Origin of the sequence: Exiguobacterium sp. s11, from assembly GCF_018619015.1 — a bacterium.
Taxonomy (GTDB): Bacteria; Bacillota; Bacilli; order Exiguobacteriales; family Exiguobacteriaceae; genus Exiguobacterium_A; species Exiguobacterium_A indicum.
In genome coordinates this window covers 586220-612537 of sequence record NZ_JACSNF010000002.1, presented here as the reverse complement: position 1 = coordinate 612537, position 26318 = coordinate 586220, and the positions used below count along the sequence as shown (strand labels likewise).

At 48.1% G+C, this 26318-nt stretch carries 31 protein-coding genes and 1 other RNA gene; 9 read left to right on the top strand and 23 right to left on the bottom strand.

All coding sequences use genetic code 11. The features are described 5' to 3' along the window. Positions 1–40: 40 nt before the first annotated feature. Genes KNQ12_RS10785 through nikA form a run of 5 tightly spaced genes read right to left on the bottom strand, consistent with a single transcriptional unit; the run spans position 41 to position 5044 of the window. On the bottom strand, positions 41–838 hold the full coding sequence (locus KNQ12_RS10785) for an ATP-binding cassette domain-containing protein (RefSeq protein WP_214748121.1): 798 nt from the start codon (positions 836–838) through the stop codon (positions 41–43). Next, on the bottom strand, positions 835–1641 hold the full coding sequence (locus KNQ12_RS10780) for an ABC transporter ATP-binding protein (protein WP_214748117.1): 807 nt from the start codon (positions 1639–1641) through the stop codon (positions 835–837). Before KNQ12_RS10780 ends, KNQ12_RS10785 begins: the two co-directional genes overlap by 4 nt. Further along, complete coding sequence (gene nikC, locus KNQ12_RS10775) at positions 1638–2483, bottom strand: nickel ABC transporter permease subunit NikC (protein ID WP_371743341.1); 846 nt, start codon at positions 2481–2483, stop codon at positions 1638–1640. The genes KNQ12_RS10780 and nikC overlap by 4 nt, the downstream gene beginning before the upstream one ends. Next, positions 2480–3421: a nickel ABC transporter permease gene (nikB, locus tag KNQ12_RS10770; protein ID WP_214748114.1), complete on the bottom strand. Its 942-nt coding sequence runs from the start codon at positions 3419–3421 to the stop codon at positions 2480–2482. The genes nikC and nikB overlap by 4 nt, the downstream gene beginning before the upstream one ends. A 12-nt stretch (positions 3422–3433) precedes the next feature. Continuing rightward, positions 3434–5044, bottom strand: coding sequence for a nickel ABC transporter substrate-binding protein (gene nikA / locus KNQ12_RS10765; RefSeq protein WP_214748111.1), 1611 nt, complete (start codon positions 5042–5044; stop codon positions 3434–3436). Positions 5045–5299: 255 nt separating this feature from the next. Between nikA and KNQ12_RS10760 the strand changes: the two genes are divergently transcribed. Further along, positions 5300–5857 (top strand): hypothetical protein, encoded by a 558-nt coding sequence (locus tag KNQ12_RS10760; RefSeq protein ID WP_214748108.1) that lies wholly within the window; start codon positions 5300–5302, stop codon positions 5855–5857. Positions 5858–5912: 55 nt separating this feature from the next. On the opposite strand, the gene KNQ12_RS10755 is transcribed toward KNQ12_RS10760, so the two are convergent. Together KNQ12_RS10755 and KNQ12_RS16995 are read right to left on the bottom strand one after the other, a co-directional pair. Beyond that, on the bottom strand, positions 5913–6650 hold the full coding sequence (locus KNQ12_RS10755; protein WP_353047618.1) for a sensor domain-containing diguanylate cyclase: 738 nt from the start codon (positions 6648–6650) through the stop codon (positions 5913–5915). A 12-nt stretch (positions 6651–6662) separates the two neighbouring features. Beyond that, positions 6663–6869: a hypothetical protein gene (locus KNQ12_RS16995; protein ID WP_251055792.1), complete on the bottom strand. Its 207-nt coding sequence runs from the start codon at positions 6867–6869 to the stop codon at positions 6663–6665. Between the two features lie 386 nt (positions 6870–7255). Between KNQ12_RS16995 and KNQ12_RS10750 the strand changes: the two genes are divergently transcribed. The 6 genes from KNQ12_RS10750 to KNQ12_RS10730 all read left to right on the top strand — a co-directional run bounded on the left by KNQ12_RS10750 (position 7256) and on the right by KNQ12_RS10730 (position 13149). Then, the gene (locus KNQ12_RS10750; protein ID WP_214748105.1) at positions 7256–8248 is read left to right on the top strand and encodes a siderophore ABC transporter substrate-binding protein; all 993 of its coding nucleotides are present in this window, start codon (positions 7256–7258) and stop codon (positions 8246–8248) included. 20 nt (positions 8249–8268) lie between these two features. After that, positions 8269–9264 carry an ABC transporter permease gene (locus tag KNQ12_RS10745; RefSeq protein ID WP_214748102.1) on the top strand — a complete coding sequence of 332 codons (996 nt, stop codon included), beginning with the start codon at positions 8269–8271 and terminating at the stop codon, positions 9262–9264. Further along, a complete protein-coding gene (locus tag KNQ12_RS10740) occupies positions 9261–10325 on the top strand; it encodes an iron chelate uptake ABC transporter family permease subunit (protein WP_214748099.1) in 1065 nt (354 codons plus the stop codon). Before KNQ12_RS10745 ends, KNQ12_RS10740 begins: the two co-directional genes overlap by 4 nt. Then, the gene (locus KNQ12_RS10735; RefSeq protein WP_214748096.1) at positions 10322–11074 is read left to right on the top strand and encodes an iron ABC transporter ATP-binding protein; all 753 of its coding nucleotides are present in this window, start codon (positions 10322–10324) and stop codon (positions 11072–11074) included. The genes KNQ12_RS10740 and KNQ12_RS10735 overlap by 4 nt, the downstream gene beginning before the upstream one ends. A gap of 143 nt (positions 11075–11217) precedes the next feature. Beyond that, positions 11218–11685 carry a site-2 protease family protein gene (locus tag KNQ12_RS17215; protein ID WP_353047615.1) on the top strand — a complete coding sequence of 156 codons (468 nt, stop codon included), beginning with the start codon at positions 11218–11220 and terminating at the stop codon, positions 11683–11685. Between the two features lie 357 nt (positions 11686–12042). Continuing rightward, complete coding sequence (locus tag KNQ12_RS10730) at positions 12043–13149, top strand: citrate synthase/methylcitrate synthase (protein ID WP_214748093.1); 1107 nt, start codon at positions 12043–12045, stop codon at positions 13147–13149. Positions 13150–13213: 64 nt separating this feature from the next. Here KNQ12_RS10730 and KNQ12_RS10725 read toward each other — a convergent pair whose 3' ends face one another. From KNQ12_RS10725 to KNQ12_RS10695, 7 genes are all read right to left on the bottom strand, one after another. Beyond that, on the bottom strand, positions 13214–13771 hold the full coding sequence (locus tag KNQ12_RS10725; RefSeq protein ID WP_214748089.1) for a DUF1349 domain-containing protein: 558 nt from the start codon (positions 13769–13771) through the stop codon (positions 13214–13216). Between the two features lie 101 nt (positions 13772–13872). Beyond that, positions 13873–14400 (bottom strand): general stress protein, encoded by a 528-nt coding sequence (locus tag KNQ12_RS10720; RefSeq protein WP_214748086.1) that lies wholly within the window; start codon positions 14398–14400, stop codon positions 13873–13875. Next, on the bottom strand, positions 14397–15443 hold the full coding sequence (locus tag KNQ12_RS10715) for a DUF871 domain-containing protein (protein WP_214748083.1): 1047 nt from the start codon (positions 15441–15443) through the stop codon (positions 14397–14399). Before KNQ12_RS10715 ends, KNQ12_RS10720 begins: the two co-directional genes overlap by 4 nt. A gap of 82 nt (positions 15444–15525) precedes the next feature. Further along, positions 15526–16899 (bottom strand): PTS transporter subunit EIIC, encoded by a 1374-nt coding sequence (locus KNQ12_RS10710; RefSeq protein WP_149427152.1) that lies wholly within the window; start codon positions 16897–16899, stop codon positions 15526–15528. Positions 16900–16911: 12 nt separating this feature from the next. Continuing rightward, positions 16912–17796 carry an N-acetylmuramic acid 6-phosphate etherase gene (gene murQ / locus KNQ12_RS10705; protein ID WP_214748263.1) on the bottom strand — a complete coding sequence of 295 codons (885 nt, stop codon included), beginning with the start codon at positions 17794–17796 and terminating at the stop codon, positions 16912–16914. 608 nt (positions 17797–18404) lie between these two features. Continuing rightward, positions 18405–18587, bottom strand: a complete 183-nt coding sequence (locus KNQ12_RS10700) for a hypothetical protein (protein ID WP_214748080.1) — start codon at positions 18585–18587, stop codon at positions 18405–18407. 127 nt (positions 18588–18714) lie between these two features. Further along, entirely contained in the window at positions 18715–19599 is an 885-nt protein-coding gene (locus KNQ12_RS10695) for an SMI1/KNR4 family protein (protein ID WP_251055791.1), read from the bottom strand. A gap of 156 nt (positions 19600–19755) precedes the next feature. Between KNQ12_RS10695 and KNQ12_RS10690 the strand changes: the two genes are divergently transcribed. Together KNQ12_RS10690 and KNQ12_RS10685 are read left to right on the top strand one after the other, a co-directional pair. Further along, positions 19756–20667, top strand: coding sequence for an EamA family transporter (locus KNQ12_RS10690; protein WP_214748077.1), 912 nt, complete (start codon positions 19756–19758; stop codon positions 20665–20667). A 3-nt stretch (positions 20668–20670) separates the two neighbouring features. Beyond that, on the top strand, positions 20671–21132 hold the full coding sequence (locus KNQ12_RS10685; RefSeq protein WP_214748074.1) for a hypothetical protein: 462 nt from the start codon (positions 20671–20673) through the stop codon (positions 21130–21132). Positions 21133–21210: 78 nt separating this feature from the next. Here the strand turns inward: KNQ12_RS10685 and KNQ12_RS10680 are convergent, their stop codons facing one another. From KNQ12_RS10680 to rnpB, 9 genes are all read right to left on the bottom strand, one after another. Then, complete coding sequence (locus KNQ12_RS10680) at positions 21211–21687, bottom strand: glutathione peroxidase (protein WP_214748071.1); 477 nt, start codon at positions 21685–21687, stop codon at positions 21211–21213. Positions 21688–21760: 73 nt separating this feature from the next. After that, on the bottom strand, positions 21761–21979 hold the full coding sequence (locus KNQ12_RS10675) for a hypothetical protein (RefSeq protein WP_214748068.1): 219 nt from the start codon (positions 21977–21979) through the stop codon (positions 21761–21763). Positions 21980–22053: 74 nt separating this feature from the next. After that, positions 22054–22278, bottom strand: a complete 225-nt coding sequence (locus tag KNQ12_RS10670) for a hypothetical protein (RefSeq protein ID WP_174316164.1) — start codon at positions 22276–22278, stop codon at positions 22054–22056. A 19-nt stretch (positions 22279–22297) separates the two neighbouring features. Next, on the bottom strand, positions 22298–22798 hold the full coding sequence (locus tag KNQ12_RS10665) for a GNAT family N-acetyltransferase (RefSeq protein ID WP_214748065.1): 501 nt from the start codon (positions 22796–22798) through the stop codon (positions 22298–22300). Between the two features lie 29 nt (positions 22799–22827). After that, the gene (locus KNQ12_RS10660) at positions 22828–23118 is read right to left on the bottom strand and encodes a hypothetical protein (RefSeq protein ID WP_214748062.1); all 291 of its coding nucleotides are present in this window, start codon (positions 23116–23118) and stop codon (positions 22828–22830) included. 133 nt (positions 23119–23251) lie between these two features. Continuing rightward, the gene (locus tag KNQ12_RS16990; RefSeq protein WP_251137747.1) at positions 23252–23485 is read right to left on the bottom strand and encodes a hypothetical protein; all 234 of its coding nucleotides are present in this window, start codon (positions 23483–23485) and stop codon (positions 23252–23254) included. A gap of 369 nt (positions 23486–23854) precedes the next feature. Then, positions 23855–24298 carry an SRPBCC domain-containing protein gene (locus KNQ12_RS10650; RefSeq protein ID WP_214775450.1) on the bottom strand — a complete coding sequence of 148 codons (444 nt, stop codon included), beginning with the start codon at positions 24296–24298 and terminating at the stop codon, positions 23855–23857. 301 nt (positions 24299–24599) lie between these two features. Next, positions 24600–25745: a THUMP domain-containing class I SAM-dependent RNA methyltransferase gene (locus KNQ12_RS10645; protein ID WP_023467925.1), complete on the bottom strand. Its 1146-nt coding sequence runs from the start codon at positions 25743–25745 to the stop codon at positions 24600–24602. Between the two features lie 111 nt (positions 25746–25856). Further along, positions 25857–26230, bottom strand: an RNA gene (gene rnpB / locus KNQ12_RS10640) — RNase P RNA component class B. Positions 26231–26318 lie beyond the last annotated feature (88 nt).

The window sequence follows — 26318 nt, the reverse complement described above, 5'->3', positions numbered from 1 at the left end:
TCTACAACAAAAAAGGATAACGGAGCCGTTCAGCCGTCCGTTATCCTTTGTTTGGTTGTGTCTTGCGAATCGTTCGTTGCCTTGGATGCACGGCAAGCTTTGCTTGGCGCATCCGTTCGACGGCAGGATCCGTCGCAGCATCAAATGCAACTAGACTCGGGTAATGCCCGACGAGGCGTCCTTGCTCTAAGATCGCGAAGCTGTCGCAAAGTTGCTCGGCAGCTTTAATGTCATGGGTGATGAAGACATATGTTAACCCGTGTAGCCGCTTCAAGTCAGCTAACAATGCGAGAATCAATCGTTTGTTGACCATGTCGAGGCTACTGACTGCTTCGTCTAACACGATCAGACGTGGTTCAGCAGCAATCGCTCGCGCAATCGCGATTCGCTGAAGTTGCCCGCCACTGAACTGCGCCGGATATTTCGTCAGATCCGTCGCCTTGAGCCCGACTTGTTCAATTAGCGTGACGAGACGCTGTTGCCGTGCTTCACCCTTTAAACGAATGAAATTATCAAGCGGTTCGGCGATGATATCGGCAGCCGTAAGCTTCGGATTGACCGCAGCAAACGAGTCCTGGAAGACGACTTGGACGTCACCTTGAAATGGTCGTTTTGTCGCATGGCGATCGACACCATTGAACCAAATCGTTCCGGTCGTTGGGCGTTCGAGTCCGAGCAACAATCGTCCGAGCGTACTTTTCCCGGCACCACTCGACCCGAGCAATCCGAGACAGCGTCCCGCTTCAAGCGTCAATGAGACATCGTGTAAGACGGTCTTTGCTGGTTGAAACCGGCGTTTATAGACGTGTGAGACTTGATCGATCTGCAAGAGACTCATCCGAACGCCTCCCTTCCTAGATGCTGTGCAAGAAGTGACTGAGTATACGGATGTTGCGGTCGATCAAACAATTCAAAAACATCTGCTCGCTCAACGATCCGTCCTTGCTGCATGACGAGGACATCGTCTGCGAGTTCGGCGATCACACCGAGATCATGCGAGATGAGTAACATCGCCGTTCCGTAAGTCGCCCGCATCCGTTCGAGTAATTCAAGAACCGTCTTTTGATTAAAGACATCGAGTGCCGTCGTCGGTTCGTCGGCAATCAAGACGCTTGGGCGCAGGGCAACGACTAAGGCGATCATGATCCGTTGCAACATTCCCCCACTCAGTTCGAATGGATAAGCTTTGAGCAACCGGGCGGCGTCCGTCAGATTGACTTCTTCGAGTGCCGTCATCGCTTGTTGTTTTGCTTCACGTTTTGAACAACGTGTATGGGTCTGAATCGTCTCGATCATCTGGTGCCCGATCGAGTAGACCGGTGTGAAGGCACTCATCGGATTTTGCATGATGAACGCAACCTCACCGCCCCGAATCGTTCGCACTGCGCGTTCTGATAAGGATTGAATTGATGTTCCGTTCAGTCGAATATCGCCAGTGACGTCTGTTGTCTGTGGATTAAGCAGACGCATCAAGGCGAGACTCGTCACCGTTTTTCCGCAACCACTCTCTCCGACAAGACCAAGAATCTGTCCAGCTTGAATTGAGAACGTCACCCCTTCGATCAATGTTACTTGTTGTTTCGTACGGACGGTCAGACCGTCGACAGCTAAGATCGGTTCGATACGGGCACCTCCTCTCATTTCATCGTTTTTGATACACCGAATCGTTCTGCTAACTGTTCTCCTACTAGGTTAAAGCTGATGATGACGAGCATGATCGCAAGTCCCGGATAAATCATCAATTCCGGATTCGTCCGGATGTACGATTTTCCTTCGTGAATCATCGCTCCCCACTCGGCAGTTGGTGACTGAACACCAAGCCCGAGGAACGACATCGCCGAGATATCCATGATCGCCCAGCCCATCTCAAGCGTTCCGATGACGAGCAGCGGTGGTAAGATGTTCGGCAGGATGTGCGTCCGGATGATTTTCCACGAAGACGAACCGTTGACGCGAGCAGCAGCGATGAACGCTTCCGTCTTCAGCGTCATGACCATTCCGCGGAACATCCGCGCGTAGTAGACCCACTGGACGAGCATCAAGGCGATGATGACTTGCTTAAGACCTGGACCGAAGATACCGACGAGCCCGAGGACGAGAATCAAACTCGGAAATGCCATCACACCGTCACACAGTCGCATCAAGAGTTGGTCGACCCAGCCGCCACGGTAACCGGCAAGTGTTCCGACGAACAGTCCGATTGCGAGCGAGGCGATGAAAATCAACACGGCACAGCCGAGTGAAATCCGCGCACCGTAAATCAAGCGCGATAAGAGACAGCGTCCGAGCTGGTCGGTTCCGAGCGGATAGGCTGACGACGGACCATGGAGCTTTTGCGTCAAGTCGACGAGGTTCGGATCATGCGGCGCGATCCATGGCGCGAATAACGTAATGCCTGCCATACCGATTAAGACGAGGGCACAGAGATAAAGAAGCGGCGTATAACGCGACCGGATCATCGTTGCTGGAAGTGGAGTATTCATACCGTCCCTCCTTTTTTCGCTAGGCGTGGATCGAGCACGGCTTGAATGATGTCGACGAGCAAACTGCTACCGATGAAGACGAGGGCCGCGAGAAAGACGTAGCCTTGGATGACCGGCATATCCCGATCAAAGATCGCTTCGATGAAGTAGCGACCGAAGCCTGGCCACGAGAAGACGGTCTCGACGATGATCGTTCCCGTCAGCAACTTCCCGAGGTTCATCCCAAGACCCGTGATCATCGGTGGAATCGCCATCCGGAGAACGTGTTTCCCAAGAATTCGTCCTTCCTTTAAGCCACGTGTACGGGCAAACAAGACGTACGGTTCATTCAATGCTTCAATCACACTGCCACGGAGCAATCGTGTATACAAGGCAATCAACGGAAAGGCGAGCGTCAATGCCGGTAAGATCAAGTGCATCACACTTCCCGTCCCCCCGACCGGGAACCAATCCAGCTTTACGGCAAAGAAGAAGATGAACAGATACCCGAGCCAAAACGACGGAATCGAAGCCCCGATGAAGGCAATTGCCCGACTGAGATGGTCAAAGAAGCCATTCTTCTTGATCCCGGCAAGGAACCCGAGCGGGATGCTGATGACGAGTGCGAGCAGTAGACTCGTTAATGCCAACTCGACCGTCGGTGGTAAGCGGAGCAAGACATCTTCAAGGACCGGTTTTCCGGAAAGATACGATGTTCCGAAATCGAGCTGCGCCAAGCGGATGACGGCATCGAAGTATTGTTTGTAGAACGGTTGATCGAGTCCGAATTCTGCTCGTTTGGCAGCGAGTAGTTCATCCGTCGGTTGGATATGAGCAGCGGATAGATAGGCTTGTGCCGGATCAACCGGTGACAAATGAATTAACACTGTCAGAATCAAGATCGCCAGTAACAAAATCGGGATGACGGATAATATGCGTTTGACGAGGAAGACCCCCATGTCATCCCTCCTTTACTTAATGCCGATCCGAGCAAATGGACTCTCATCCCGGTTCGCCGGGAACTGGAAGTTCGTCACGTCCGACTGATAGATTGCCATCTTCTTCAAGTACGAAATCGGAATCAATGCCCCTTGATCTTGGAGTGATGGCAGAATGTCAGCGTACATCTTCTGACGTTTCGTCTCGTCTGTCGTTTTTAAGACATCTTTGATTTCTTGTAAGAGTTGTTTTTTATTCGGATAAGCCGAAATCGCTTCTTTGAAGCCGAAGCCATCCGTATCAATCAGGTTCACGAACGTATGTGGATCATACGGTGCACCGAAGTTACTGTAGAAGTTGATGTCAAATCGGTTGTCTTTGAAACGCTGGACTTGATCCGGCAGTTCGACAGCTTCCGTCTTCAGCTCGACGCCGATTTTCGACCATTCCGACTGCAACGTTTCGGCCATCGCCTTTTGGACCTGCTCGGCCGCATCATACATCATCCCGATTTGCAGCGGTTGACCATCCTTGACGCGGATCGTTTCACCCTTCGGCAGTTTCCAACCTGCTTCATCAAGGAGACGATTTGCTTCCTTGACGTCATAATCCCGTTGCTTCACTTTCAGGTTCGACGTGTACGGCATGTTCGGTGGCAACAGGTAGTCAGCCGGTGCTTCTATTCCCGACGTGATCCCTTCGACGAGAGCGGCTTTATCAAACCCGTGCTGGAGCGCCTGGCGGACGCGTTCGTCAGACAGACGCTTATTTTTCGTATTCAAGACGAGGAGACGCGTCGCGACTGGTTCGGACATCTCTGTTTTGTAGGATTTATCCGTCTTCAACTGATTGAAGGCATCGATGCTGATCGCCCCTTCACCGTAAATCAGATCAACTTGTCCTTTTTCGAGTGCTAAGACACGTGTCTCTGCATCCGGGATGATGTCGACCTTGATGTGATCGATGTTCGGTTTCGGACCCCAGTAGTTCTTGTTGACCTTAAACGTCGCATACTGATCCGGTTTGTATTCGTCGAGCATCCATGGACCTGTTCCGACTTCTTTTTTGACACCCTTCGACGTATCGCCGTTTTCCGGGAATCCCGCTTCTCCGAGGAAACGGACCGGGCGGACGACCGCGAGCTCTTGAATCGTCGGGTAATAGGCTTCAGATAATGTCAGGCGAAACGTCTTCGCATCGACGGCTTCCGTCTTCTCGATTTTCGTGATGAAGCCAAGCCAGCTATGTAAGGCTTTTTGTTTGAGGATCGCGTCAAAGTTCTTTTTGACGATCGCTGCGTCGAATGTCGAACCGTCCGAGAACTTGATGCCGTCACGGAGCGTGAACGTATACGTTTTTCCGTCTTCAGAAATCTTCCAAGACGAGGCTAAGTATGGCTCGAGCTTTCCACCTTCTCCGTAGTGGACGAGTGGTTCATAGATCATTGACTGTGCGAACAGTTGTGATGGGTTATAAACGTGCGGGTTCATCGTTCCGACGTCGCGTGGCCACGCGAGCGTCAATGTATCTTTATCTTTTCGCTCTCCTGTCGACTCGCCCGGGTTCGAGCAGCCGATCAATAAAGATGTCAAAGACAGGATCGAGACGGTAGAAATTAGTAATTTTTTACGGTTAACGTTCATGGTAGGCAGAACTCCCAACTTGTATTGATAATCATTTTCAATTGTATGAGGGAAAGGGAAGGATTGTCAATGGATAATCCAGATGTTAACTGGACGTATAGGCGCTTTTTGACAGGATTTCCACGCTTAACTGAGTAACATTCTGTGTACGCCTCTTGTTTGTAAATAATTGTAATCAACTGTGTTAAACGGTATCCTAGTTTGTATGCTGCATTTCTTGTCTAACGAAATCAATTGCACGGAAAGGATGATAGGATGTCACGACTGGTTTCCTCCGTCTCGCTTATTTTGCTCAGTCTGCTCTTAGTGTTCCCTTTACTGATGATCGATGGACTGATTTTCTACGTCGGAGATGTGTCCTACGACTCGTTCGTTGGTTGTCTAGTGTTTCTCGTATGTTTCTATCTCGCTAGCCTGGTCGTCAGCGTCGTCTTCGACGGGATGATGCGTGCGCTTGGCGGACTGTTCAAGCGTCGTTTCTCGAACATACTGTTTGCTGTCGTGAACGGTTCCGTCAGTTTGAGCGTTTTACTTTGGATGGATCTATACGTGGAGTCCATTACAATCTCGCTTGCGACAAAAGTCGTGCTGGTATCTGTACATACGGTATTGTTTTACCTGATTCATCAATCGAGCGATTCGACTGCTTCGTCTTCTGAAGTCAGCGCACAACATGAGCCAATCGTCCAAGAAGCCACCCGCTTGTTAGAAGAGGAAGATCCTGTGACATGTGTCGAACAGTTATGTCTCAAGTACCCCGAGCTTCCGAAAAAGGACATCATTCGGATCGTCTATCGTCTTCATGGCAACTAAAAAGACCTGATCGTTTCTGAAGAGATTCAGAAGCGTCAGGTCTTTTGATATTCGTTCATTTCTTCGCCATCTCATAGAACTGATACGTATTCTTTCCTAACGACTTAGCGGCATATAGCGCGGCATCTGCCTGTTGTAACAAGGCTTGCAACTCTGGACGGTACTCACCGTCATACATCACGATCCCGATGCTCGTCGACACCCGGTAGTCCGTTTTCCACTCACTTAACGCGGTGACGATCTGCTCCGCAAGTCGTTCCCAGCCCTCCCTCGAATCAGCATGTCCGAAATGCAAAATGAACTCATCGCCGCCTAGTCGCACGGCTATCGCATCCTCCTGTTCGCGGACGAACTGTCGCAAACGTTGTGCGACTTCTTGCAGGACGATGTCCCCCGTCTCGTGTCCATAGACGTCGTTGACCTGCTTAAAGCCATCGAGATCAAGGAAGAAGACGGCCCCTGTCTGCCCGGGATGCTCCTCGAACTGTTTCGTTAAGTACCTCCGATTGTGCAGTCCTGTCAACGCGTCTTTCCAAGCATGACGCTCGAGCTCCAAATAGTACAAGAAGAGTCGGACGATCCGTTGCAATAACTGGATGTTCTTTTGGTCATACAAGCTAACCCGATTATTGATCGCACATAACGTACCGAACGTCTCCCCGCTCGTTAAGACGATTGGAATACCCAAGTAGGAACGGACGTGAGCCTCCTCCAGACCTTTTCGCCAGTCGCCGAGTTGTTCCGCGTTCGGAATATCTTCGAGGACGACCGGCTGTTTCGTCTCGAAATCAATCAGTTTACATAACTATTGGTTCAATTCAATCTGCATGCCTTCGACCATTGGGATATCCACCTTAGCGTTCGCAATCTTCAGCATCCGTTGTTGTCCTGCTTCGATTGCTGATAAATACAGCATCTGCTCGGGTAGAATCTCTTTCGCGAAATCGAGGACATCATCAGCCAATTCATCAAAATTTTGATACATCTTCAATTCTTCAAATGGTTGATTCATACAGCACCTCATTTCGAAGTCATCTTCTGTAGCGTCTCTGATTTAAAAAACGAAAAGGTTACATTTATTACCACTTTCTCTTTTTTAAGTCACCTAAACCTCTTTTCGTCAAAAGCGTCCAATGTTCCTACTTCCAGTCCTAAATGAGAAAGATTATCATTTTTTTATTTTCGTATAGTTTATAGAAGGTAAAAATTTAGACAGCCATTTGGCTGGAAATTAGCGTTGCGTCTTCCAAAATCGTCTGCTATCATTCTCGGTGAACATGACAATGATAATCATTATCACTTATTGAGAACAGATTAATCACGTAGGTATACATAATCCATCTGCTACTCAATCCGTGATCCATGTTTATCAAATTGAACAAGAGGAGCTGAATCATCATGGGGAAATGGAAAACACCACTCGTCGTGAGTTCGCTTGCTGTCTTATTGGCGGCATGCGGGAACGCAGGAGAAGCAGACACGAAGAAGGACGCAGAAGCACCGAAGACAGTCAAAATCAAGGACGCACACGGAACGGTCAACGTCCCGGTCGATCCGAAGAAGGTCGTCGCACTCGACAACCGAACGTTCGAGACGCTTGCCGCATGGAACGTCGAACTCGCAGCAGCACCAGTCGGACTGCTCCCGGCTGAATCACCATACGCAAAAGACAAGGATATCGTCGATGTCGGCATGCACTTCGAACCGAACCTCGAAGCGATTGCTGGTGTCAATCCAGACGTCGTCATCGTCGGCCAGCGTTTCGCTGATCATTACGAAGACATCAAAAAACTCGTCCCGAACGCCGCTGTCATCGATCTTGACATCGCTTTACCGGAAGACTCCGGTACGCCAGGTGAGTTACTCGTCAAAGGACTTGAAGATACGACTGAGACACTCGGACAGATCTTCGATAAAAAACAAGAAGCGGACCAGCTCGTGACGACGCTTGAGCAATCGATCAAAGACGTTAAAAAATCGTATAACGGACAGGACAGCGTCATGTCGGTCATCGCCTCAGGCGGCGATATCGGATTCTCGGCTCCGATGAGTGGACGTGTCTTCGGACCGATGTATGATCTGTTCGACTGGAAACCAGCCCTCGAAGTCAAACAAAAATCGGGCAACGACCAAGGTGATGAAGTCTCGGTCGAAGCGATTGCTCAAAGTAACCCGGACTGGTTACTCGTCCTTGACCGCGACGCACCACTTGGAAACGCTGAAGGTGCCGTACCGGCGCAAGATGTCATTGACCGTGCGCCTGCCCTGCAGAAAACAAAAGCAATCAAAGACGACAACATCGTTTACGCACCAAAAGACACGTACTTGAATGAATCGATTCAGACGTACTCGGAATTCTTCACTGACATCGCGAAAGCGCTCGAAAAGTAATGGCACACGCACAGCAACAAATGAATGGAAGAGTTGAGCCACCCGCTCGACCTTCCTTTTCTGTCGTTTGGACGAAGCCGTTCGTCTTAACCTTATGTCTCGTCTTAGCGCTCGCGACGGCGTCCCTCTTCACAGGCGTCTATGAACTGCGGAGTGCCGTGAACGATTTCGATATGTTCTGGATCACACGTGTTCCACGGACACTCGCCTTGATGCTGACGGGTGCTGCGATGGCAATGGCTGGACTCGTCATGCAACTGATCACGCAAAACCGCCTCGTTGAACCGACGACGACGGGAACGATCGAATGGGCGGGACTCGGACTGTTAGCCGTTTACTTACTCGTTCCGGCACCGTCGTTGATGATGCGGATGAGCGGTGCTATTCTTTTTGCATTCATCGGAACGATGGTCTTCTTCTGGTTTCTCCGTTCGGTCCGATTACGGTCATCGTTGATCGTTCCAATCATCGGTCTGATGCTCGGAGCCGTCATCTCCGCGATTTCGACGTTCCTCGGGTTGTTTTTCCGTGCCAGCCAAGCAATCGAAGGATGGTTCGTCGGCTCGTTCGCATCCGTTCAGATCGGTCGCTACGAGTATCTCTGGATTATCATCGGAGTCACGGTCTGTATCTTCTTCCTTGCGAGTCGCTTGACGCTCGTTGGGCTTGGCGAAGACATTGCGAAGAGTCTTGGCGTCAACTACAATCGGTTGATGCTGATCGCGACCGGGCTGATTGCCCTATCCGTCGGTGTCGTCGCGACTGTCATTGGCAATCTGCCCTTCCTCGGCTTGATCGTTCCGAACATCGTCTCGATGTTTCGCGGTGACGATCTCCGTAGTAATTTGCCGTGGGTCTGTCTGATTGGGATGGCAACGATTTTAATCAGTGATCTGATTTCACGCACGATCATCCGTCCGTTTGAACTACCGGTCTCGTTGATTCTCGGAACGGTCGGGGCAGCCGTCTTCATCATCATTCTGTTACGTCGACGGAAGACTGGAGGTGTCAGATGAGTACCGCGATTAGACAACAGGAACATACACGAATTCAACCGAACGTTACACGTGAAACCAATCGCCGGGCGTCTGCCTTTCAGTCGAAACGACTCGAGCGCCGCTACTGGATTCTCCTCATCCTGTTCCTTAGCGGCGGGGTGTTCAGCACGATTGGTCTCTTGCTCTACAATAATCCGGTTCCAGTTGATTCTCCGTCCTTTTGGCCGGTCGTCGAACGCCGGATCACGGCAGTCATCACGATGGCGATTGCAGCAATTTGCCAAAGTCTCGCGACCGTCGCCTTTCATTCGATCACGAGCAACCGGATCATCACACCGTCCCTGCTTGGTTTTGATGCCCTTTACTCGACGATCCAGACATCGATGATCTTTTTCTTCGGTGCGGGAGCACTCGTTGGCTTTACCGGCACGAGCGCCTTTTTGACACAGGTCGCGATCATGCTCGCGATGAGCCTCTTGTTATACGGCTGGTTATTGTCTGGTAAGTATGCGAACTTGCAATTGATGTTACTCGTCGGAATCATTCTCGGTACTGGTCTCAACTCGCTATCGTCATTCATGCGAAAGATGCTCGCGCCGTCCGAGTTCGACATCTTACAAGCGCGCCTGTTCGGTTCGGTCACGAATGCCGACGCAGCTTACTTCCCGATCGTCATTCCGGTCGTCCTCGTCGTTGGTCTGTTGCTCTACTTTTCGTCCGGACGACTCAACGTCGTTGCACTCGGAAAAGAGGTCGCGACATCGTTCGGTGTCAATCATCGCGGCAGTGTCATCTACTTCTTGATTTTGATTTCACTCCTGATGTCGATGTCGACGGCATTGATTGGACCGTTGACGTTCTTCGGCTTTTTAGTGGCAACACTCAGTTATCAGGTCGCTGCGACGTACGATCATAAATACGTCTTCCCGATGGCATTCGCGATTGGTTTCTTCGTTTTGACGACTGCCTATTTCTTCATGTATCACATTTTCAACACGCCAAGCGTCGTCTCCGTCATCATCGAACTGTTCGGCGGACTGATTTTCCTTATCGTGTTGCTTAGAAAGAGGTCCCTATGATATCACTTGAACAAGTTAAAAAATCGTATACGGATGAGGTCCGAATCGGTCCAATCGACTTAACGATTCCTAAAGGCGGATTCACGGCGTTGATCGGTCCAAACGGTGCCGGTAAGTCGACGACGTTGATGATGATCGGTCGTTTGCTTGATCTCGATGCCGGACAGATCGAAGTCGCTGGTATGGATGTGACGGGTAGCAAATCGAAAGACTTGGCGAAGATCATCACGATTTTGCGACAGGAAAATCATTTCGTGACCCGATTGACTGTCCGCCAGCTCGTCGGCTTCGGACGTTTCCCCTACGCGAAAGGTCGCTTGACGGCTGACGATGAGACGATCATTTCGAAATACATCGATTTTCTCGAGTTGACGTCGCTTGAGAACCGCTACCTCGACGAATTATCGGGCGGACAGCGGCAACGGGCATATGTCGCGATGGTACTCTGTCAGGAAACGGAATACATTTTACTCGACGAACCCCTCAATAACCTCGATATCGCCCGCTCGGTCCAGATGATGGAGTACCTGCGACACGTCGCTGATACGTTCGGACGGACGATCATCACCGTCTTACACGATATCAATTTTGCCGCGAAATATGCCGATCACATCTGTGCGATGAAGGACGGACAAATCGCCGCCTTCGGAACGGTCGCCGAAGTCATGGATGAAGCGCTATTATCCGAGATCTTTGAGACTCATCTTGAGATTATCGAAGGTCCATACGGTCCGATTGCCGTCTATTGATGCTGATAGCGAGTACCTAATATCTTTTTAAATCAATGAGCAAACGTCACACAGTGATGTTGTTTGCTCATTTTCGTGTATACTCTCCTCTTGAAACCGTCATCCATATTTTGTAACATGAGTTTATGAAAGGGTGACTGAATATGGATGTTTTACTCTACAACTTCATCATGTTTCTCTTCTATTTTCCTTGTTTGATTATTCATGAGTATGGTCATGCGTTCGCTGCACGATGTTATGGTATTCCGATTAAATCCATTGCATTAGGAAAAGGAAAACCATTTTTTCAACTGGGACATTTCTTTATTTCTAGAAAGTACGTTTGGGAAGGGCTATATACTCCGGGCGGCCCTATCAGTACGTTAAATCGCACGCAAAAATCTTTTTATTATCTAGGTGGTGTATTGTTTAACTTCATTTGTGTTGTGATCGGGAGTCTGATCCTTTTTCTATTGCATAATGAAACAATGCATTACATGCTACAAGCTTTCGTACGTATGTCCGCTATATTCGTCATTTTCAATCTATTACCACTTCGTTTATTTAGTGGATTTCCAAGCGATGGATTACAACTGATCTATCTATTTAAACGAAGAGATCATGCACAATGAATTAGGAGGATGATCTCTTCATATTTAATAAAAAAAGACTGGGACTGTGTAGATGTCCTAGTCTTTTTTTATGAGTACATCTAAAACATACCTTGGATTATGATATGCATTTTGATAAAAGATAGTATGTACACATATAGTTACGTTAAGGTATGAGAAACTATAGAAAATCCAAGTGTCTCAAGAAACATTAGATTTATTGAAAAAAGATGGAACATTCGGCATAAACTGATGACTCCCACATACCTTAGTTTATACCACTCCTCAGAATAATTTTGTAAACGCATTCAAAATACTGGTGATTTAGTGGTAACGTACGTCATACTGACTGTAGGTAATAGAAAAGGAGTGTTGAAGATGGAATACAAAAAAGGACTCGAAGGCGTCATTGCCGCTGAAACACAAATCGGTTTAGTCGATGGAACGTTAGGTCACCTTATTTATCGCGGACACTGGGCAAAGGAACTCGCATTATCTTATTCGTTTGAAGAAGTCGCGTATTTCATCTGGAATGGTGAATTCCCGACTGAAGCGGAATTGGTCACGTTCAAAAAGCAGATGACGAGCTACCGTGAACTTCCTTCTTATATTAAGACGATTCTCGATACATTACCGAACGAGATGGATGTCATGAGTACGATGCGAACAGCGATCTCGGCACTCGGTACACCCGCTTTCGCTTGGCCACCGACAATTGATCAAGCGATGCACGTAACAGCACTCTTACCATCGATCATCGCCTATAAATATCAAAAAAATCAAGGTGCTGACTTCATCGAACCGAATCCACAACTTGATCACGTCGCGAATTACATCTATATGATTAAAGGACAATTGCCGAGTGAAGTTGAGATCAAAGCGCTGACGGCGTATCTGATCCTAACGATTGAACACGGTATGAATGCTTCGACATTCGCTTCCCGTGTCGTCGTCTCGACGGAATCGGAAATGATTTCTGGCGTCTGTGCCGCGATTGGTTCCATGAAAGGACCGCTTCATGGTGGAGCTCCGTCAGAAGTCATTGAGATGATTGATGAGATCGGAACAATCGACAACATCGAACCGTGGATCCGAAACAAGTTAGAAAAAGGCGAAAAACTGATGGGCTTTGGTCACCGCGTCTACAAAACACGCGATCCGCGTTCAGAAGCCTTAAAAGTCGTCTCAAAAGATCTCGCGCAAGAGAGCGATTGGTTCAACCTGATTACACAAATGGAGCAAACAGCGATCGATTTACTCGAGGAATACAAACCGGGTAGAAAACTGTATACGAATGTTGAATTCTTCGCGGCAGCCGTCTTAAAAGGACTCGACATTCCGAAAGAACTGTTCACACCGACGTTTACCTCTAGCCGTATCATTGGCTGGACGGCACACATCCTCGAACAATCGCAAGATAACCGGATCTTCAGACCACAATCGTCCTATACAGGACAGATGCCGGAACAAGCAGCTAAGTTTTGATCAGTCTCTAGATACGATCAAAAAATGGACCGATGCCTGACATCGGTCCATTTGCTATGGCGTTTTATTTAACGATTGTCTCTAATGAGAAATCTAGTACTTCCACTTCACACCCTGCCGCTTCTACATCCGGACTACACGCATACGGTCCAATCTTCAAATCCGTCACGGCATGTAAGTGTGCGATCCGGAGTTGCTCTTTGTGCTCTCCTGTCACGTGATACAATGTGACGTCTTGATTGAGGTAATGGAGTTCAAAGACCAGCGGTGCGCCAAACAGCGTATTATCGACGTCCCGACACGACCAATCCGAGTACCCGAAGCTCGTCACGACGGCACCGAGATGTGACGGACCATCCGGAATGAATTCAGCCGACACTTTCACCCAGTGATCATCGTTCACATAAAGCAAAATCCCCGCTTGGTCATATGTCGCATTCGGGTTTAATTTTACTTCGATTCGGCACTTGAATTCCCCGTCCGGAGCATCCTGTAACAACGCATGACCTGTCAGACGGTTAAACTGATAATGGGTATTGCGCCAAAAATCCGTATCCGGATCCGTCATGAAACGTAATGGTGTTTCCTCCTTGATCCGTGTCGGTCGATTGAGCCATTTCATTCATAACACCCTCCTTTTTATCGCCCTCTTAACTTCCGTAACTTTCGATAGCCACGAATGAGCATATCGAGCATACAATCCCTCCTATTTTCGATGAACCCTTAGACGACTGGACGAAGTCGTTGCATATCCTTATATAAAGCTGATCGCTTCAAACGTCTATTCTGTATTAAGTATTGCACATCCGACCGGTTATCGTACATCAGTTGGATATGGAAATAATTAATGTATTCAAGAATCGCAAAGACATACAAAAACAACGTGATTCGTAACCCGTACACTGGAAAATCGGATTGAAAGCGAATCCAATCGAGTCCGAATGCACATGCTGTCAGGACAATCAAAGCCAGATTGAAGACACGACAGTGACGTAATCGTCGGACGACGGGTTTCGGGGTGATCGACGTTCCTTCCTTCTTCAGACGCCTTGACTTGCTGTACCAATACCAAGCTCCTTGAATCAACAACAGCTCAAACAAAAAAAGTGACATCCAAAAGGCACTGAGTTCAAATAACTGCAGTCGAGGAAAGACACGATTACCAAACCAACTCAGCGGTAAAATCGTAATTACTGTGAACAATTCTCCCCGGTACAGATAGGCGAGTCGTTCCGCAACGAGCCGCTTCATGGCGTCACCCATTCGATGCGGAACTTACTTCCTGGACCAATCTGTGCGATCAATGGTTGATCTGCCTCGATCACGCGTCCAAGGACGTTAACTCGCTCATCAGCAGGTAGATTATGTTTCGTGATTTGAACCTCGCCCGCGTATCGCCCGTATTTTTCATTATCGATCGTGATCGTTCCAAGCGGGCGGACAGACGGGTCTTGCGGTGTTAAATCGATCGTCGACGGATTCATCCGCGACTCGACGGACCGAATGACATCCCGCGCTGGATCAAACCGATTCGTTTCTGTCTCTCGTTGTGTCTGCTGTCCGTTCGCTACTGCCCGCAGTACGATGACTCCGGTTTGCTCTGCTTCAAATTGCCGGATCGTTGCCTCCGACAATCGTGGATCTCCGACAAGGATTCGGTCAACGATCGATTGTAAATCGATGTAACTGGCGAATGGTGACGCATGCCGGTGTTCTTCAAGTGTCGGTAACGTCTCAAACAACGGTCCTCGGAGTGTCTCATCACCCGGTATGAACGCTTGGACGCGCAATCCTTGCGCCTGCAACCAGGTATTCTTTTCGTCAAACCACGTCCGGTCGAGTCCCGTTTCCGGTCGCGGATAAAAATTATGCCACGCTTCCGTGTGATCGATTCGCAGACCCTGTGCCTTCATCTCGGTTAATTCATCTGCTGTTAACGTACTGGCGTTCAGCGCAACCATCATTTGGTTCGATAACGTCGCGATTTGCTGCGGACTGATGCCGTAATCAAGACGGAGTCCCGTCACACCCCAGTCCGTTAACGTCGCTGCCGTCTCCCATGTCTTGCCAAGCGTCGCGAGCGACGCTGGTGCGATGTCCGCCACGAGTTCGAAACCGAGCTCACGTGCTAAACGACCGAGCGCTTGCAAGCGTTCGACGTACAGTGAAGAATCGTCTTCGGGAATATGCAGCGATGTAAAGAGCGACGTAAAGCCAACAACACGCATCCGCTGTAGCCACTCGCTCGTCTCGTATGTGATCGGTTCACTTAAATAGATTGATAATCCTTTCATCGACTCACTCCTTCACTTCTCTACTTAGAGAAAAAGCAGCTGATTCCTTCTTTTTGGAAGGATTCAACTGCTGGTTCACACCTTAAATACCGTCTGCCATCTCTTCTTTGAAACCGAACCAGTACGTAAACAGGAATCCTGCCGCGTACGAGATGACGAGACCACCGATGTACGTCAAGTACATACCGTTGTCGATCAACGGTGTCAATGATAACCCGGATACACCGACACCAAGCGCCGTCGTCTTCATCGTTGCTTGGAAGGCACCACCGACTGCTGCGCCGAGACATGCCGTTACGAACGGGCGACCGAGTGGTAACGTAACACCGTATAACAACGGTTCACCGATTCCGAGGAATCCGACCGGAATCGCACCTTTAATGATGTTACGCAGGCGCGGATTGCGCGTCTTGACGAAAATCGCCATTGCCGCCCCGACTTGACCCGCTCCTGCCATCGCAAGAATCGGTAAGAGTGGCGTGTTGCCAATCGTGTTCAAAAACTCGAGATGGATTGGTGTCAATCCATGGTGGAGACCGACCATGACGAGTGGTAGGAAGAAGCCAGCCAGCACGGCTCCGGCGAGTGGTCCACCGACCTCAAGCACGGCATTGATTGCTTTCATGATACCGTCTGACAAGAGTCCAGCAACCGGCATGATCGCATAGAGCGAGGCAAATCCGACAATCAGCACCGTAAACAGTGGCGTAAAGATGATATCGATCGATGCGAACATGAAGCGACGAATGTGTTTCTCAAGATACGTCATCAACCACGCAGCGAAGATGACACCAAACAAGCCGCCCCTGCCTGGAACGAGCGGTTCCCCGTAAATCGTGATGTCCGCAAGCACGGGGTTGAATAGAATCCCACCGGCAATCGCCCCGAGCACCGGTGTTCCGCCGAACTCCTTCGCCGTATTCCAACCGACAAGGATTGCGAGATATGCAAAGACCGTCCCACCGATCAAGAGTAAAATCTGCATCCATGTCTGTGTTGCATCGACACCCGCATTTTTCGCGAAGTTCGCACCACCGTTGATGATACCGGAAGCAACAAGACCCGGAATGAGCGGAATGAAGATGTTCCCGATTCGGCGCAAGAAGCGTTTGAACGGAGATTGTTGTTTTGCTTTTACTTTTTGCCGTTCGACGGCAGCTCGTTCTTCTGGCGTCAAGTTCGGATCAACGGACTCTTCCCCGATTGCGAGTCCCGTCTCGCGACTTAAGTGGTCGGCTACCCGATTGACCGTTCCCGGACCGACGACGATTTGTAACGTCTCGTCATCGATGACCCCCATGACCCCATCAATCCGCTTTAACGCATCGATATCTGCTTGTGTCGGATCCTTTAACGATAAACGAACCCGCGTCATACAGTGCGCAAGCTGCCGGAGATTATCTTTTCCACCGACATGCTCAAGAATCGCGTGTGCCAGCACTTCTTCCTTCTTCATCGTGTTTCCCCCTTAGAGTGCGTCTCGGACGAATCCGTTTGCTTGTTGTAATCGTTCGACGGCTTCCGTATACGAAACATTCGCGAGAATCATGACGATCGCCGTCTTGACGTGCCCGTGCGCTTCACTAAAGATACGCTCCGCCGTTACGGCATCGACTCCTGTTGCCTCACAAATCATCCGCTTCGCCCGGATCTCCAGTTTTTCGTTCGTTGACTGGACGTCGACCATCAGGTTTTGATAGACCTTACCGACACCGATCATCGCTGCTGTCGAAATCATGTTCAAGACGAGCTTTTGTGCCGTTCCAGCCTTTAGTCTTGTTGACCCCGTCAAGACTTCCGGACCTGTTTCGACTTCGATCGCATAACGCGCGTGCCCACTGATGATCGCATCCGTGTTACAAGAAATCGCTGCCGTCACCGCTCCGACTTCCTTCGCGTAATCAAGCCCGCCGATGACATACGGCGTCCGACCGCTTGCTGCGATCCCGATGACCGTATCACTAGCTCCTAGCTGGAGCCCTTTTAAATCGTCGACGGCAAGAGTCCGACTATCCTCTGCTCCCTCGACCGCCTTGATTAACGCGCGTTCGCCGCCTGCAATCAAACCAACGACCATGTCTGGTGAGACCCCGAACGTCGGTACACACTCCGCCGCATCGAGAATACCGAGTCGTCCGCTCGTACCAGCACCGATGTAAATCAAGCGTCCTCCGTTTTTGAATGATGCAATGACATGTTTGACGACTTCCGCGATGACAGGAATTTGTTCCCGAATGACCGTCGCGACCGTTTGATCCTCAGCGTTCATCACCCGTAAGACATCCTCGACTGTCATCTCATCGAGTTGCATCGTCCGTTCATTCCGACGTTCCGTTGCTAATTGATCTAACATCTGCTTCACCCTTTCTCTTCCCTCCCTTTATTATACAATTAAGAAATTTCAATTCAATATTATTTATTTATTTTTGAAATTAAATTTCGGTATATAAAAATAAGGTTTTGTCCTTCTTTTTCAGGCTAAGTCCCTTGATTTCCTGCTTGCTTTAATTTCCTCATTCGAAAAATCCAGTAACGCAGACATTCGCTCACGTCCAATCGTCGCATAGTATCATTAGTAAATAAAAAGCTGATTTTCACCCGTTAGATGCCTAACGGACAAAAACCAGCTTTACATGGACCACTTTTGTACGCCTCATGTTACTCATAACATCATTCGTACTGAAACTTGTATGAGGCTCTAAGAAATTTATTAAAGAAGTCGTTCACTAGAGGCGTAAATCATTTTAATTTCTCTTCCATACTCTCTACTGAACTAGAACTGTCGCTGTACTGTTCTTTCTCCTCAACGAGATATTCGATATCGTATGTACCCGGCTCGATCGTCTCGCTTTGTACCGTTTGTTTGAGAACGACGGTTTCTGATGCTTTGACACGTTTCTTTTGTTGTCTTGTTTTAATCTGTTGTTTTCTTGAATCGAAGACGACATTCCTCGACTTGCTCTAACGAACGACGACATTCAACAAATGTCCAGAACGCGCAACGACATCAAATGCATGGTCTCCTGTGTTCGTCAATTTGTATTCAAAGACGAATCCTTCTTTCGTAGTCCCTGTGAAGGACGTCTCATTCGTCTCACTTCCACTTTGCGGTTGGATCATACAACCGCTTAAACAAAGAATCATGAGGATCAACAACCATTTTTCATTTGTAAAACTCCGTGCTGTGTGAAGAATTTCTAAATCATTCCCACCCTGGGAGTGGGCGTGGTGGCTCCTCGACGAAGGCACGATATCCATTGAATCTCAGTCCTTAACGTTGCGGATTATGATTACGAATCAACGGATCACCTGTCTCGTCCTCGTTCTGCCAAAACCGATGCTCCGTTTGAAAGACCATGATTGACGAATACTGGAATCGCTCTGCCATTAGATATTCTCGAACCGATTGCATCACTTTATCAAAGCGCGAATCCGAGTCGTAGCTACTGCCAAGACGTTCTTTTTCTTGTTTCCCTTCGAAAATCTTAACCGAGAAATACGCATCCCGCTTCGCCATCGGATACTCGATTTCAACGCGAACCGAGTCGACGAAGCGAATCGGTCGTGGTTTGTTCACTTCCTCTTCAGAATTGTGATTCTCTACATAATAAGCATCTGTTGCAATCGAGAAGTCCTTGAACTCCCAGAACATATCGCCTTGCGCAATGATTGCATACTCGAGAAACGTGCCGAAGTTCTGTCCGATCGGGTCTGTCTCCTCTGTCGACAACTCATGAAACATCCAGTGCATATAGGGTGTCTCATCCGTCTTCGCATCTTCCGTCTGAATCAAGACATATCCTTCGTTCATTTCGCCAATCATCAAGAAGTGATCATGGTCTTCATGGATCAGGTCGTCCTCATTAGCTTGGATTGTCATTTCAATGACTTTTTCAAGCGGATAGAGCTCGATGCCGAGACCTTGAATCATGAACAACTCCGCTCCGTCATGTAAACGGAGGAATGTCTTATATTCACTTGGTAACGTTAGGTTGAACTGTGTTTCAAATGACTGAATCGCCTGTTCCGTCACCGGGTCATTCAAATTGAACTGAGCGACTCCAGTGTCGTATCGTCGCTGAATGAAGGTCGACCCGTGATTGATTTTTTGTGATAAGACGTCAAGTACCGCTTCGATTTGGTTCATTTCTTTCATGGGTCCCATCCTTTTCATTTTCGTATTCATGAATGATACGACTTCATCCTATACACCATACCATTTTTTCAATTATTTGGTGTGTTCCATCCTATGCGTTCTGTGGTATTCTCGTTCTAATATCATTTTAAAAAATTGCATTCGAAGAGGTGACCCATGTCTAAATCATCATCGATGTTACTCATATTACTCGCTGCGATCTTTTGGGGCACGACTGGGACCTCACAAGCCTTTGCGCCGAATGATGCACATCCGATTGCAATTGGTGCCGTTCGTCTGGCTGTCGGTGGACTGTTCTTACTCTGTCTCGTTCTCTTCAAAGGAAAGCTGACGTTACACGACTGGCCGTTGCGGACGATTTTACTCGCTGCCGTCAGCATGGCGGCTTACCAGCCGCTGTTCTTCTCGGCTGTTTTGATGACCGGTGTCGCCGTCGGTACCGTCGTCGCAATCGGTAGCGCGCCGATCTTTTCTGGATGTATCGAGTGGCTGTTCCTAAAGAAACGTCCAGCGTTGCTGTGGTGGGCATCGACCGGACTATCGATCACCGGTTGTCTGTTGCTTTTGAACAATCAAGGAACAGTTGCGATTGATCCAAGCGGAATCATCCTTGCACTCGGTGCCGGACTATCGTTTGCCGGGTACACGTTCGTCAGTCGAGACCTCGTCAAGACGCACTCGCCGCTGTCAGTCGTTGCCGTCATTTTCACGACGAGCGCCTTACTGTTATCACCTCTTCTGTTTTTATTCGACCTCTCGTGGTTGTTCACGTCACGTGGTGCCGGAATCAGCCTCCATCTCGGCGTCGTTGCGACCGGAATCGCTTACTGGTTTTTCGCGAAAGGACTATCGAACGTACCATCGTCGACTGCCGTCACGCTCTCGCTCGGTGAGCCGCTGACTGCCGCCTTGCTTGGTGTGTTCGTCCTTGGTGAAGAATTAAGTGGTACGGCTTGGTTCGGAATCTCGTTATTATTACTCGGAATCGCCTTATTGATTGGTTCGTCTCGCCTAGCAGCGCGCCAAACCGTTTTGACAGAAGAACGACAAACTCGGACTGGAGGCTAAATCATGCAAGAAATCACGCTTGAGAAACTACAATTTCGCGAAGATTATCACATCGGACTCAATCAGTTCTTGATGGATGTCGCAAACGGTAACCGATTGATCTTTCATTTTCGTGGGCATACGGAGGAGACGATGGTCATCGTCGGCGACTACAGCTGTAATTACTTCCGATTGACCTTCGAGGTGGATGCGATTCTGCTTCGTTCACCGGACCTCTATGAACTAAAAGAAGATGTCGAGATCAACTCGATTCCACTTCTGACGCTGACCGATTCAAAGCTGCTGACATTCGCACGTGAAATGATGAATCTCGATCCTACAAAAGACTGGGTCCACTACTGGCTCCGAGCATTTGAACAGGATTTTCATGTCTTGTCTCCCCGTCCACCGGTTCTGACCGACCTCGGACATAAACGCAGTGATGCGATTGTCAAGCATTCCTTTGATTCGTTTAGCGTTGAATGACACAAAAAAGCCCTACCTCGCCAAAGGTAGGGTATTCGTTCGTCCCGCCCAACGGCTCGCGCCGGACGATTACTTGGATTATAGATACAAAGATAGCGTTCTTTCAACCGACTGGACGGAATCGACCGGACTGAACCGCTGTACGACACGACCTTGGCGATCGATTAAAAACTTCGTATAGTTCCATTTAATCTTCGACGACAGCAGACCGGAGCGTTCGCGTTTTAGGAATGTATAAAGCGGATGTTCATTTGGTCCATTGACGTCGATCTTCTGAAACATCGGAAACGTCACGCCATAGTTCAGCTGACAGAACTGCATCGTCTCTTCCTGACTCGCGAACTCCTGCTGATTGAATTGATCGCACGGAAAGCCAAGCACCGTGACTCCTTGCTCCTCATATTTATCGTATAATGCCTGTAGTTCGCCAAGTTGTTTGACGAGCCCACATTTGCTTGCCGTGTTGACGATCACGAGGACACGCCCCGCATAGTCACCTAATGAAACAGTCTCGCCCGCTGCGTTTTGTACGGTTGCATCGTATACGGTTTTCATGTTTCCCATCTCCTTTGCCCCGAGTATAAGACAAAACGCGCACCCTGTCGTTTTCAGGCATGCGCGTAATGCTTTACCAGACCGTCTCTTCTTTGTCGCTCAGTTTGATGACGAACTGTAGGATCAAAACGAACAAGAGACTGATATATCCGAGCGATAAGTAATGTTGCGAGTCTTTTGAAATGTATTGCTTCACGCCGCAGTTCGGACATGCTTTCCCATGTTTCGAAAATCCGACAGCGAGCACTTCTTTCGTTTTGAACGTATATTGGCAATTCGTACAATGTACCATCTGACCATCTTCTTCTTCCTTATCTACTGGTGGATTCAGGAAAAAGTTTCATGAAAATAAAAGTAACCGACATCTTACCTCATCGATTCTTCCCGATCGCTCAACCGGATTAGAAATGGCAAGAACAGGACGAACAAGAGACTGATATTCCCGAGTGAAAGATAAAATTGCGACTTCCGCGACATGTATTGTTTCACGCCACAGTTCGGACACGTCTTGCCTTTCCCATGTATCGCAACACTGACAGCGAGCACTTCTTTTGTGCTGAACTTATACTGACAATTCGTACAGCGTGCCATGACATCATCTCCTTTTCTGTTATCTACTTATAGAGTTTGGAAAAGGTTCCGTCGAGTGGATGGGTTGTAAACGCATCTTCAAAAATTCATAGCTTCCACCATTCGTCGCCTGTTGGAACCGTTCGATGGGAAGGAAGCCACTTTTCGTATACAAGCGAATCGCCCGCTCGTTGAATGTCGCGACAGCTAATTCAATTTGTTTAGGTGCATATCGGTCGATGATGAACGCAAGACCGGCTTCTAAAAATGCCACTCCATTTCCTCGGCCCGTCAAGTCTGGTCGCATGCCAAGCCCGACGTCAACGACGTCTGCGTTTGGTTCAAATACATAATAACCAATCAATTCTTCCCGATCCAACACAGCAAAATAATGTTCCGTCCGCTTTGCTGGATCGAGAAATTCTGCTAAATCTTCTTCGTCATTCGGCATATCATAAAATGCAAACGCCCCGTCATATTGCCACTCGTAGGCAATCTGTTCCGCCTGTCGTTGCGTCAGCGGTGAAAATGTATAGCTCATCGGGCGGGATTCAGCTCCTCTTGGATTCCTCAACGAGATCGATTCTTTCGGTAGTCTAACAGTAGCGGCAATACATTTAATCCGATCGAGATGAACGTCAATACCCACAGTGCCCGCTCCATGCCCGGTACGACGTCCTGTAACGCTGCCCAATCCTCCCGCGCCACGAATTCCGCGACGAGTTGGTATTCAGCGCACATAGTCAGTGCCGTAAAACTCAGTCCGAGCACCATCAGGAAACGATAGTCCTTACCGATCAAATAAAAGATGATATTCAGTGCCGTAAATCCAATCGCCAGTAAACCCAGTATGATCCACATCTTTCATTTCCTCCAAAGATAATTCGTTGTGTAATACCGTTCGTTTTGAACGCTTTTCAAGACTATGTGTGCATCATGCTACTTCACTCATAAAACTTTGGTATCATTCATTTACTTTAATAAGACGCGTTATTCAAGCGTGTGTTGAGCGGTATTTATAAATACTCCAGATGCTGAAAACACTTAAAATCGTTCCAATGAACGAAAATAATGTGGTTGTCATCCCATTTGGAATCATGAAGCCAATTGGCATCAATCCGATAAATGTTAGAACAATAAAGGATTGATAGACTACATTGATGATATTGATTAGTGGATGGTTAAAGAACGATAAAATGAGCGGTGGTAAGAACAATACGATGGTCATGATTAACGAAATACGAAAGGCTACCGGCTCGTCTAACGAAATGATGTGATCTCCTACTGCATTTTTCGATGCGATGAATAATAATGCCACTGCGGAGCACATTGTTAAAAACACGAGCAATACTTTTCTAAGCATAATTTGACCTCCTTTTTTCCATCATATCATTCTCTCTAAATAAAATGTTTATATTATACTTTAAATAACATTATTTAACAATTGTCAAAAATTTTATATTTTTATTTTTTATCTTTTTACAAACTAAACAGCATTACTCTCTATACCTTACTCACAAAAAACCCCTTCTTAGACTAAAGTCCATGTAAGAAGGGATTTAATATGCAAAACGATACATTTCTCTTTTTTAGAGTGTTATGGATTTAACTGATCAACAAGAGTATAGTTACCTGCTTCGACATAAGTCGTAAAACGATCCAGAATACTTTGCCATGAAGCACGTTGTGCATCCGGATCATTCACTTGATCGTCTTCAAAAATTTCAATCACTTTCGTTCGATGGCGTAACGGAATGAACATGACTTCGACAAGTCGTCCATCTTCTAATTGATAGCGCAAATGCTCTAAGGGTGAGACCTCCTGATACGTACCCAAATATTCGACATATGTCGGACTTCCTTCGCGTTGCATTCGACTTTTAAAATGTCCCTGTTCCATTAATTCGTTCTCGACATGTGTCGTGTACCAGCCATTCGACGATCGATACCATTGGATCATGTGCTGCGGTTCTGTCCACAGACGCCATACGGTCTCGACTGGAGCTGAAATCGTTGACGATATCATTAAAAAATTATCCAACATGTTCCCTCCACTTCAAAGTCTTTATTAGAGAAGTTAATCCTCTTAGATTTTTTCTAAAGATAACTTTCGATAAACTAGTCTAATTTCCCTACTTATTTATCGAAATAGTTTTAAAGAACTAATTAGGGAGGTCATATAAATTGTTTTTTCAGGAACTTTATGCCTTATTCATAGTAAAACTAGCAATTTAAAAAAATAAAAAAACCGCTCAACCGAGCAGCTCGTGACATTATGGCGAAAAAAATAAAAAAGTGGGAAGTAAGTGGGAACTGACCCCCACTCACCTCCCACAAATCGCTTAAGACTGCGGTCTTTTCCGACGCAAACCATAATATTGATAGAACTGAACTTCGATGTTCCCGTTATAGAGCTTCCGGCGCTTCGTCGCTGGACGACCGTACGCTTTTTCGAACTCAACATACGACGTGATCATGTAAACACTGTAGTATGGGAATTCTTTGTACGCCGTTCCAATCTTACGGTACAACTGATGGACTTCACGTGCGTCCTCCAAACGCTCCCCATACGGCGGGTTCCCGATGATGACACCGAAGTCTTCCTTTGGTTTGAAGTCTGCAGCGTCGCGTTGCATGACGTTGATCGCATCGCGGACGTCTGCGAGTTCTGCGTTTGTTTTCGCGAGTTTGACCATCTCTGGATCGACATCGCTTGCGTAAATCTTCAATGGTTTGTCCCACTCGGCTTTTTCGTTCGCTTCGTTGATCGCATCGAACCACGCCTTCTTCGGAATGCATTTCCATTCCTGTGAGACGAACTCGCGGTTGATGCCTGGTGCGATATTACGCCCGATCATTGCCGCTTCGATCGCCAGTGTACCTGAACCGGTGAAGACGTCGTAGAGCGGCATATCCGGCTTCCAGTTCGTCAGCATCAGCATCGCTGCTGCCATCGTTTCTTTGAGTGGGGCTGCTGAGTGGAATTCACGGTAGCCGCGTTTGTGTAATGCGTCGCCTGACGTATCGATCGTTAATGTTGCGATATCTTTTAACAAAGCAACTTCAATCGGATAACTTGCGCCGGTTTTTGGCAACCATTCCGTTCCTTTGTTGTACTGTTCTTGCATGTGCGAGACGATTGCTTTCTCGGTGATCTTCTGACAGTCACGGATCGAGAACAGCTTCGACTTGACCGAACGACCGTTGACGATGAAGTTCGCATCCCACGGCATCAACTCGTGCCACGGCAGTGCCTTGACTTGATCGAACAATTTTTCGAATGTCGTCGCGCGGAACTCAGCAACGACGAGTTTGATCCGGTCCGCTGTCCGAAGCCACATGTTCAAACGGGGAATGTCCTCCATCTCACAATCGATGTAGACCTTTCCGTCCTCGACCGTACATTCGTATCCTAACGCACGGACTTCTTTTGCGACGAGCGCTTCGATTCCCATCGCCGCTGTCGCGATGACTAAGCGTTTTGCCATATCGCGTTCACTCCTTTATTGTTTCTTCCACTGAATCGTTTCATTGCAATAAAAAAAGAGCCCAGGGTGGACCTGGACTCTCGTTCAACTTAAAAATAACAGCCTATGTGGTCCTGTAAGCCATGTTCTGTTCCTTAGTGTTTCAAACGGTTTGACCCTCACACGCAGGCGACAATCATCTATCTCCGTATTTGCATACGCTCTCCTTCGCGTTCAGTTCCGCTCCGGAAATTCCCCTACCAAATTTGGGTTTCTCGCTCGTGGGGTTTACCTCGTTCCACCTTCATGGTTTCCCATGAAGCTCCGTCACTGTGGCACCTTCAAGAAGTTTCGGCCCTATCCGAAGACTTAGGCGTTCCTTCTGCCGTCAGCTTGACGCTGCCTACACTTATCTTTTTGTGTAGCACGATCACTACAGCCATCGCAGGCTGTGCGAGCATGGACTTTCCTCAAAGCACCGAAATGCCCCGCGATTGTCCGAACCAACATAGTCACTGCTTATGAGTGTAGCGTAGATGCCGCTTTCCTGCAAGAGGCAATTCTCGTTTTATAAACGAAAAAGTTGCGTCCCTG

Bases quoted from the DNA above. Each gene is read 5' to 3' on its own strand.
- KNQ12_RS10785 (WP_214748121.1), bottom strand. From the start codon at position 838: ATGAGTCTCTTGCAGATCGATCAAGTCTCACACGTCTATAAACGCCGG.
- KNQ12_RS10780 (WP_214748117.1), bottom strand. From the start codon at position 1,641: ATGAGAGGAGGTGCCCGTATCGAACCGATCTTAGCTGTCGACGGTCTG.
- nikC (WP_371743341.1), bottom strand. From the start codon at position 2,483: ATGAATACTCCACTTCCAGCAACGATGATCCGGTCGCGTTATACGCCG.
- nikB (WP_214748114.1), bottom strand. From the start codon at position 3,421: ATGGGGGTCTTCCTCGTCAAACGCATATTATCCGTCATCCCGATTTTG.
- nikA (WP_214748111.1), bottom strand. From the start codon at position 5,044: ATGAACGTTAACCGTAAAAAATTACTAATTTCTACCGTCTCGATCCTG.
- KNQ12_RS10760 (WP_214748108.1), top strand. From the start codon at position 5,300: ATGTCACGACTGGTTTCCTCCGTCTCGCTTATTTTGCTCAGTCTGCTC.
- KNQ12_RS16995 (WP_251055792.1), bottom strand. From the start codon at position 6,869: ATGAATCAACCATTTGAAGAATTGAAGATGTATCAAAATTTTGATGAA.
- KNQ12_RS10750 (WP_214748105.1), top strand. From the start codon at position 7,256: ATGGGGAAATGGAAAACACCACTCGTCGTGAGTTCGCTTGCTGTCTTA.
- KNQ12_RS10745 (WP_214748102.1), top strand. From the start codon at position 8,269: ATGAATGGAAGAGTTGAGCCACCCGCTCGACCTTCCTTTTCTGTCGTT.
- KNQ12_RS10740 (WP_214748099.1), top strand. From the start codon at position 9,261: ATGAGTACCGCGATTAGACAACAGGAACATACACGAATTCAACCGAAC.
- KNQ12_RS10735 (WP_214748096.1), top strand. From the start codon at position 10,322: ATGATATCACTTGAACAAGTTAAAAAATCGTATACGGATGAGGTCCGA.
- KNQ12_RS17215 (WP_353047615.1), top strand. From the start codon at position 11,218: ATGGATGTTTTACTCTACAACTTCATCATGTTTCTCTTCTATTTTCCT.
- KNQ12_RS10730 (WP_214748093.1), top strand. From the start codon at position 12,043: ATGGAATACAAAAAAGGACTCGAAGGCGTCATTGCCGCTGAAACACAA.
- KNQ12_RS10725 (WP_214748089.1), bottom strand. From the start codon at position 13,771: ATGAAATGGCTCAATCGACCGACACGGATCAAGGAGGAAACACCATTA.
- KNQ12_RS10720 (WP_214748086.1), bottom strand. From the start codon at position 14,400: ATGAAGCGGCTCGTTGCGGAACGACTCGCCTATCTGTACCGGGGAGAA.
- KNQ12_RS10715 (WP_214748083.1), bottom strand. From the start codon at position 15,443: ATGAAAGGATTATCAATCTATTTAAGTGAACCGATCACATACGAGACG.
- KNQ12_RS10710 (WP_149427152.1), bottom strand. From the start codon at position 16,899: ATGAAGAAGGAAGAAGTGCTGGCACACGCGATTCTTGAGCATGTCGGT.
- murQ (WP_214748263.1), bottom strand. From the start codon at position 17,796: ATGTTAGATCAATTAGCAACGGAACGTCGGAATGAACGGACGATGCAA.
- KNQ12_RS10700 (WP_214748080.1), bottom strand. From the start codon at position 18,587: ATGATTCTTTGTTTAAGCGGTTGTATGATCCAACCGCAAAGTGGAAGT.
- KNQ12_RS10695 (WP_251055791.1), bottom strand. From the start codon at position 19,599: ATGAAAGAAATGAACCAAATCGAAGCGGTACTTGACGTCTTATCACAA.
- KNQ12_RS10690 (WP_214748077.1), top strand. From the start codon at position 19,756: ATGTCTAAATCATCATCGATGTTACTCATATTACTCGCTGCGATCTTT.
- KNQ12_RS10685 (WP_214748074.1), top strand. From the start codon at position 20,671: ATGCAAGAAATCACGCTTGAGAAACTACAATTTCGCGAAGATTATCAC.
- KNQ12_RS10680 (WP_214748071.1), bottom strand. From the start codon at position 21,687: ATGAAAACCGTATACGATGCAACCGTACAAAACGCAGCGGGCGAGACT.
- KNQ12_RS10675 (WP_214748068.1), bottom strand. From the start codon at position 21,979: ATGGTACATTGTACGAATTGCCAATATACGTTCAAAACGAAAGAAGTG.
- KNQ12_RS10670 (WP_174316164.1), bottom strand. From the start codon at position 22,278: ATGGCACGCTGTACGAATTGTCAGTATAAGTTCAGCACAAAAGAAGTG.
- KNQ12_RS10665 (WP_214748065.1), bottom strand. From the start codon at position 22,798: ATGAGCTATACATTTTCACCGCTGACGCAACGACAGGCGGAACAGATT.
- KNQ12_RS10660 (WP_214748062.1), bottom strand. From the start codon at position 23,118: ATGTGGATCATACTGGGTTTACTGGCGATTGGATTTACGGCACTGAAT.
- KNQ12_RS16990 (WP_251137747.1), bottom strand. From the start codon at position 23,485: ATGACCATCGTATTGTTCTTACCACCGCTCATTTTATCGTTCTTTAAC.
- KNQ12_RS10645 (WP_023467925.1), bottom strand. From the start codon at position 25,745: ATGGCAAAACGCTTAGTCATCGCGACAGCGGCGATGGGAATCGAAGCG.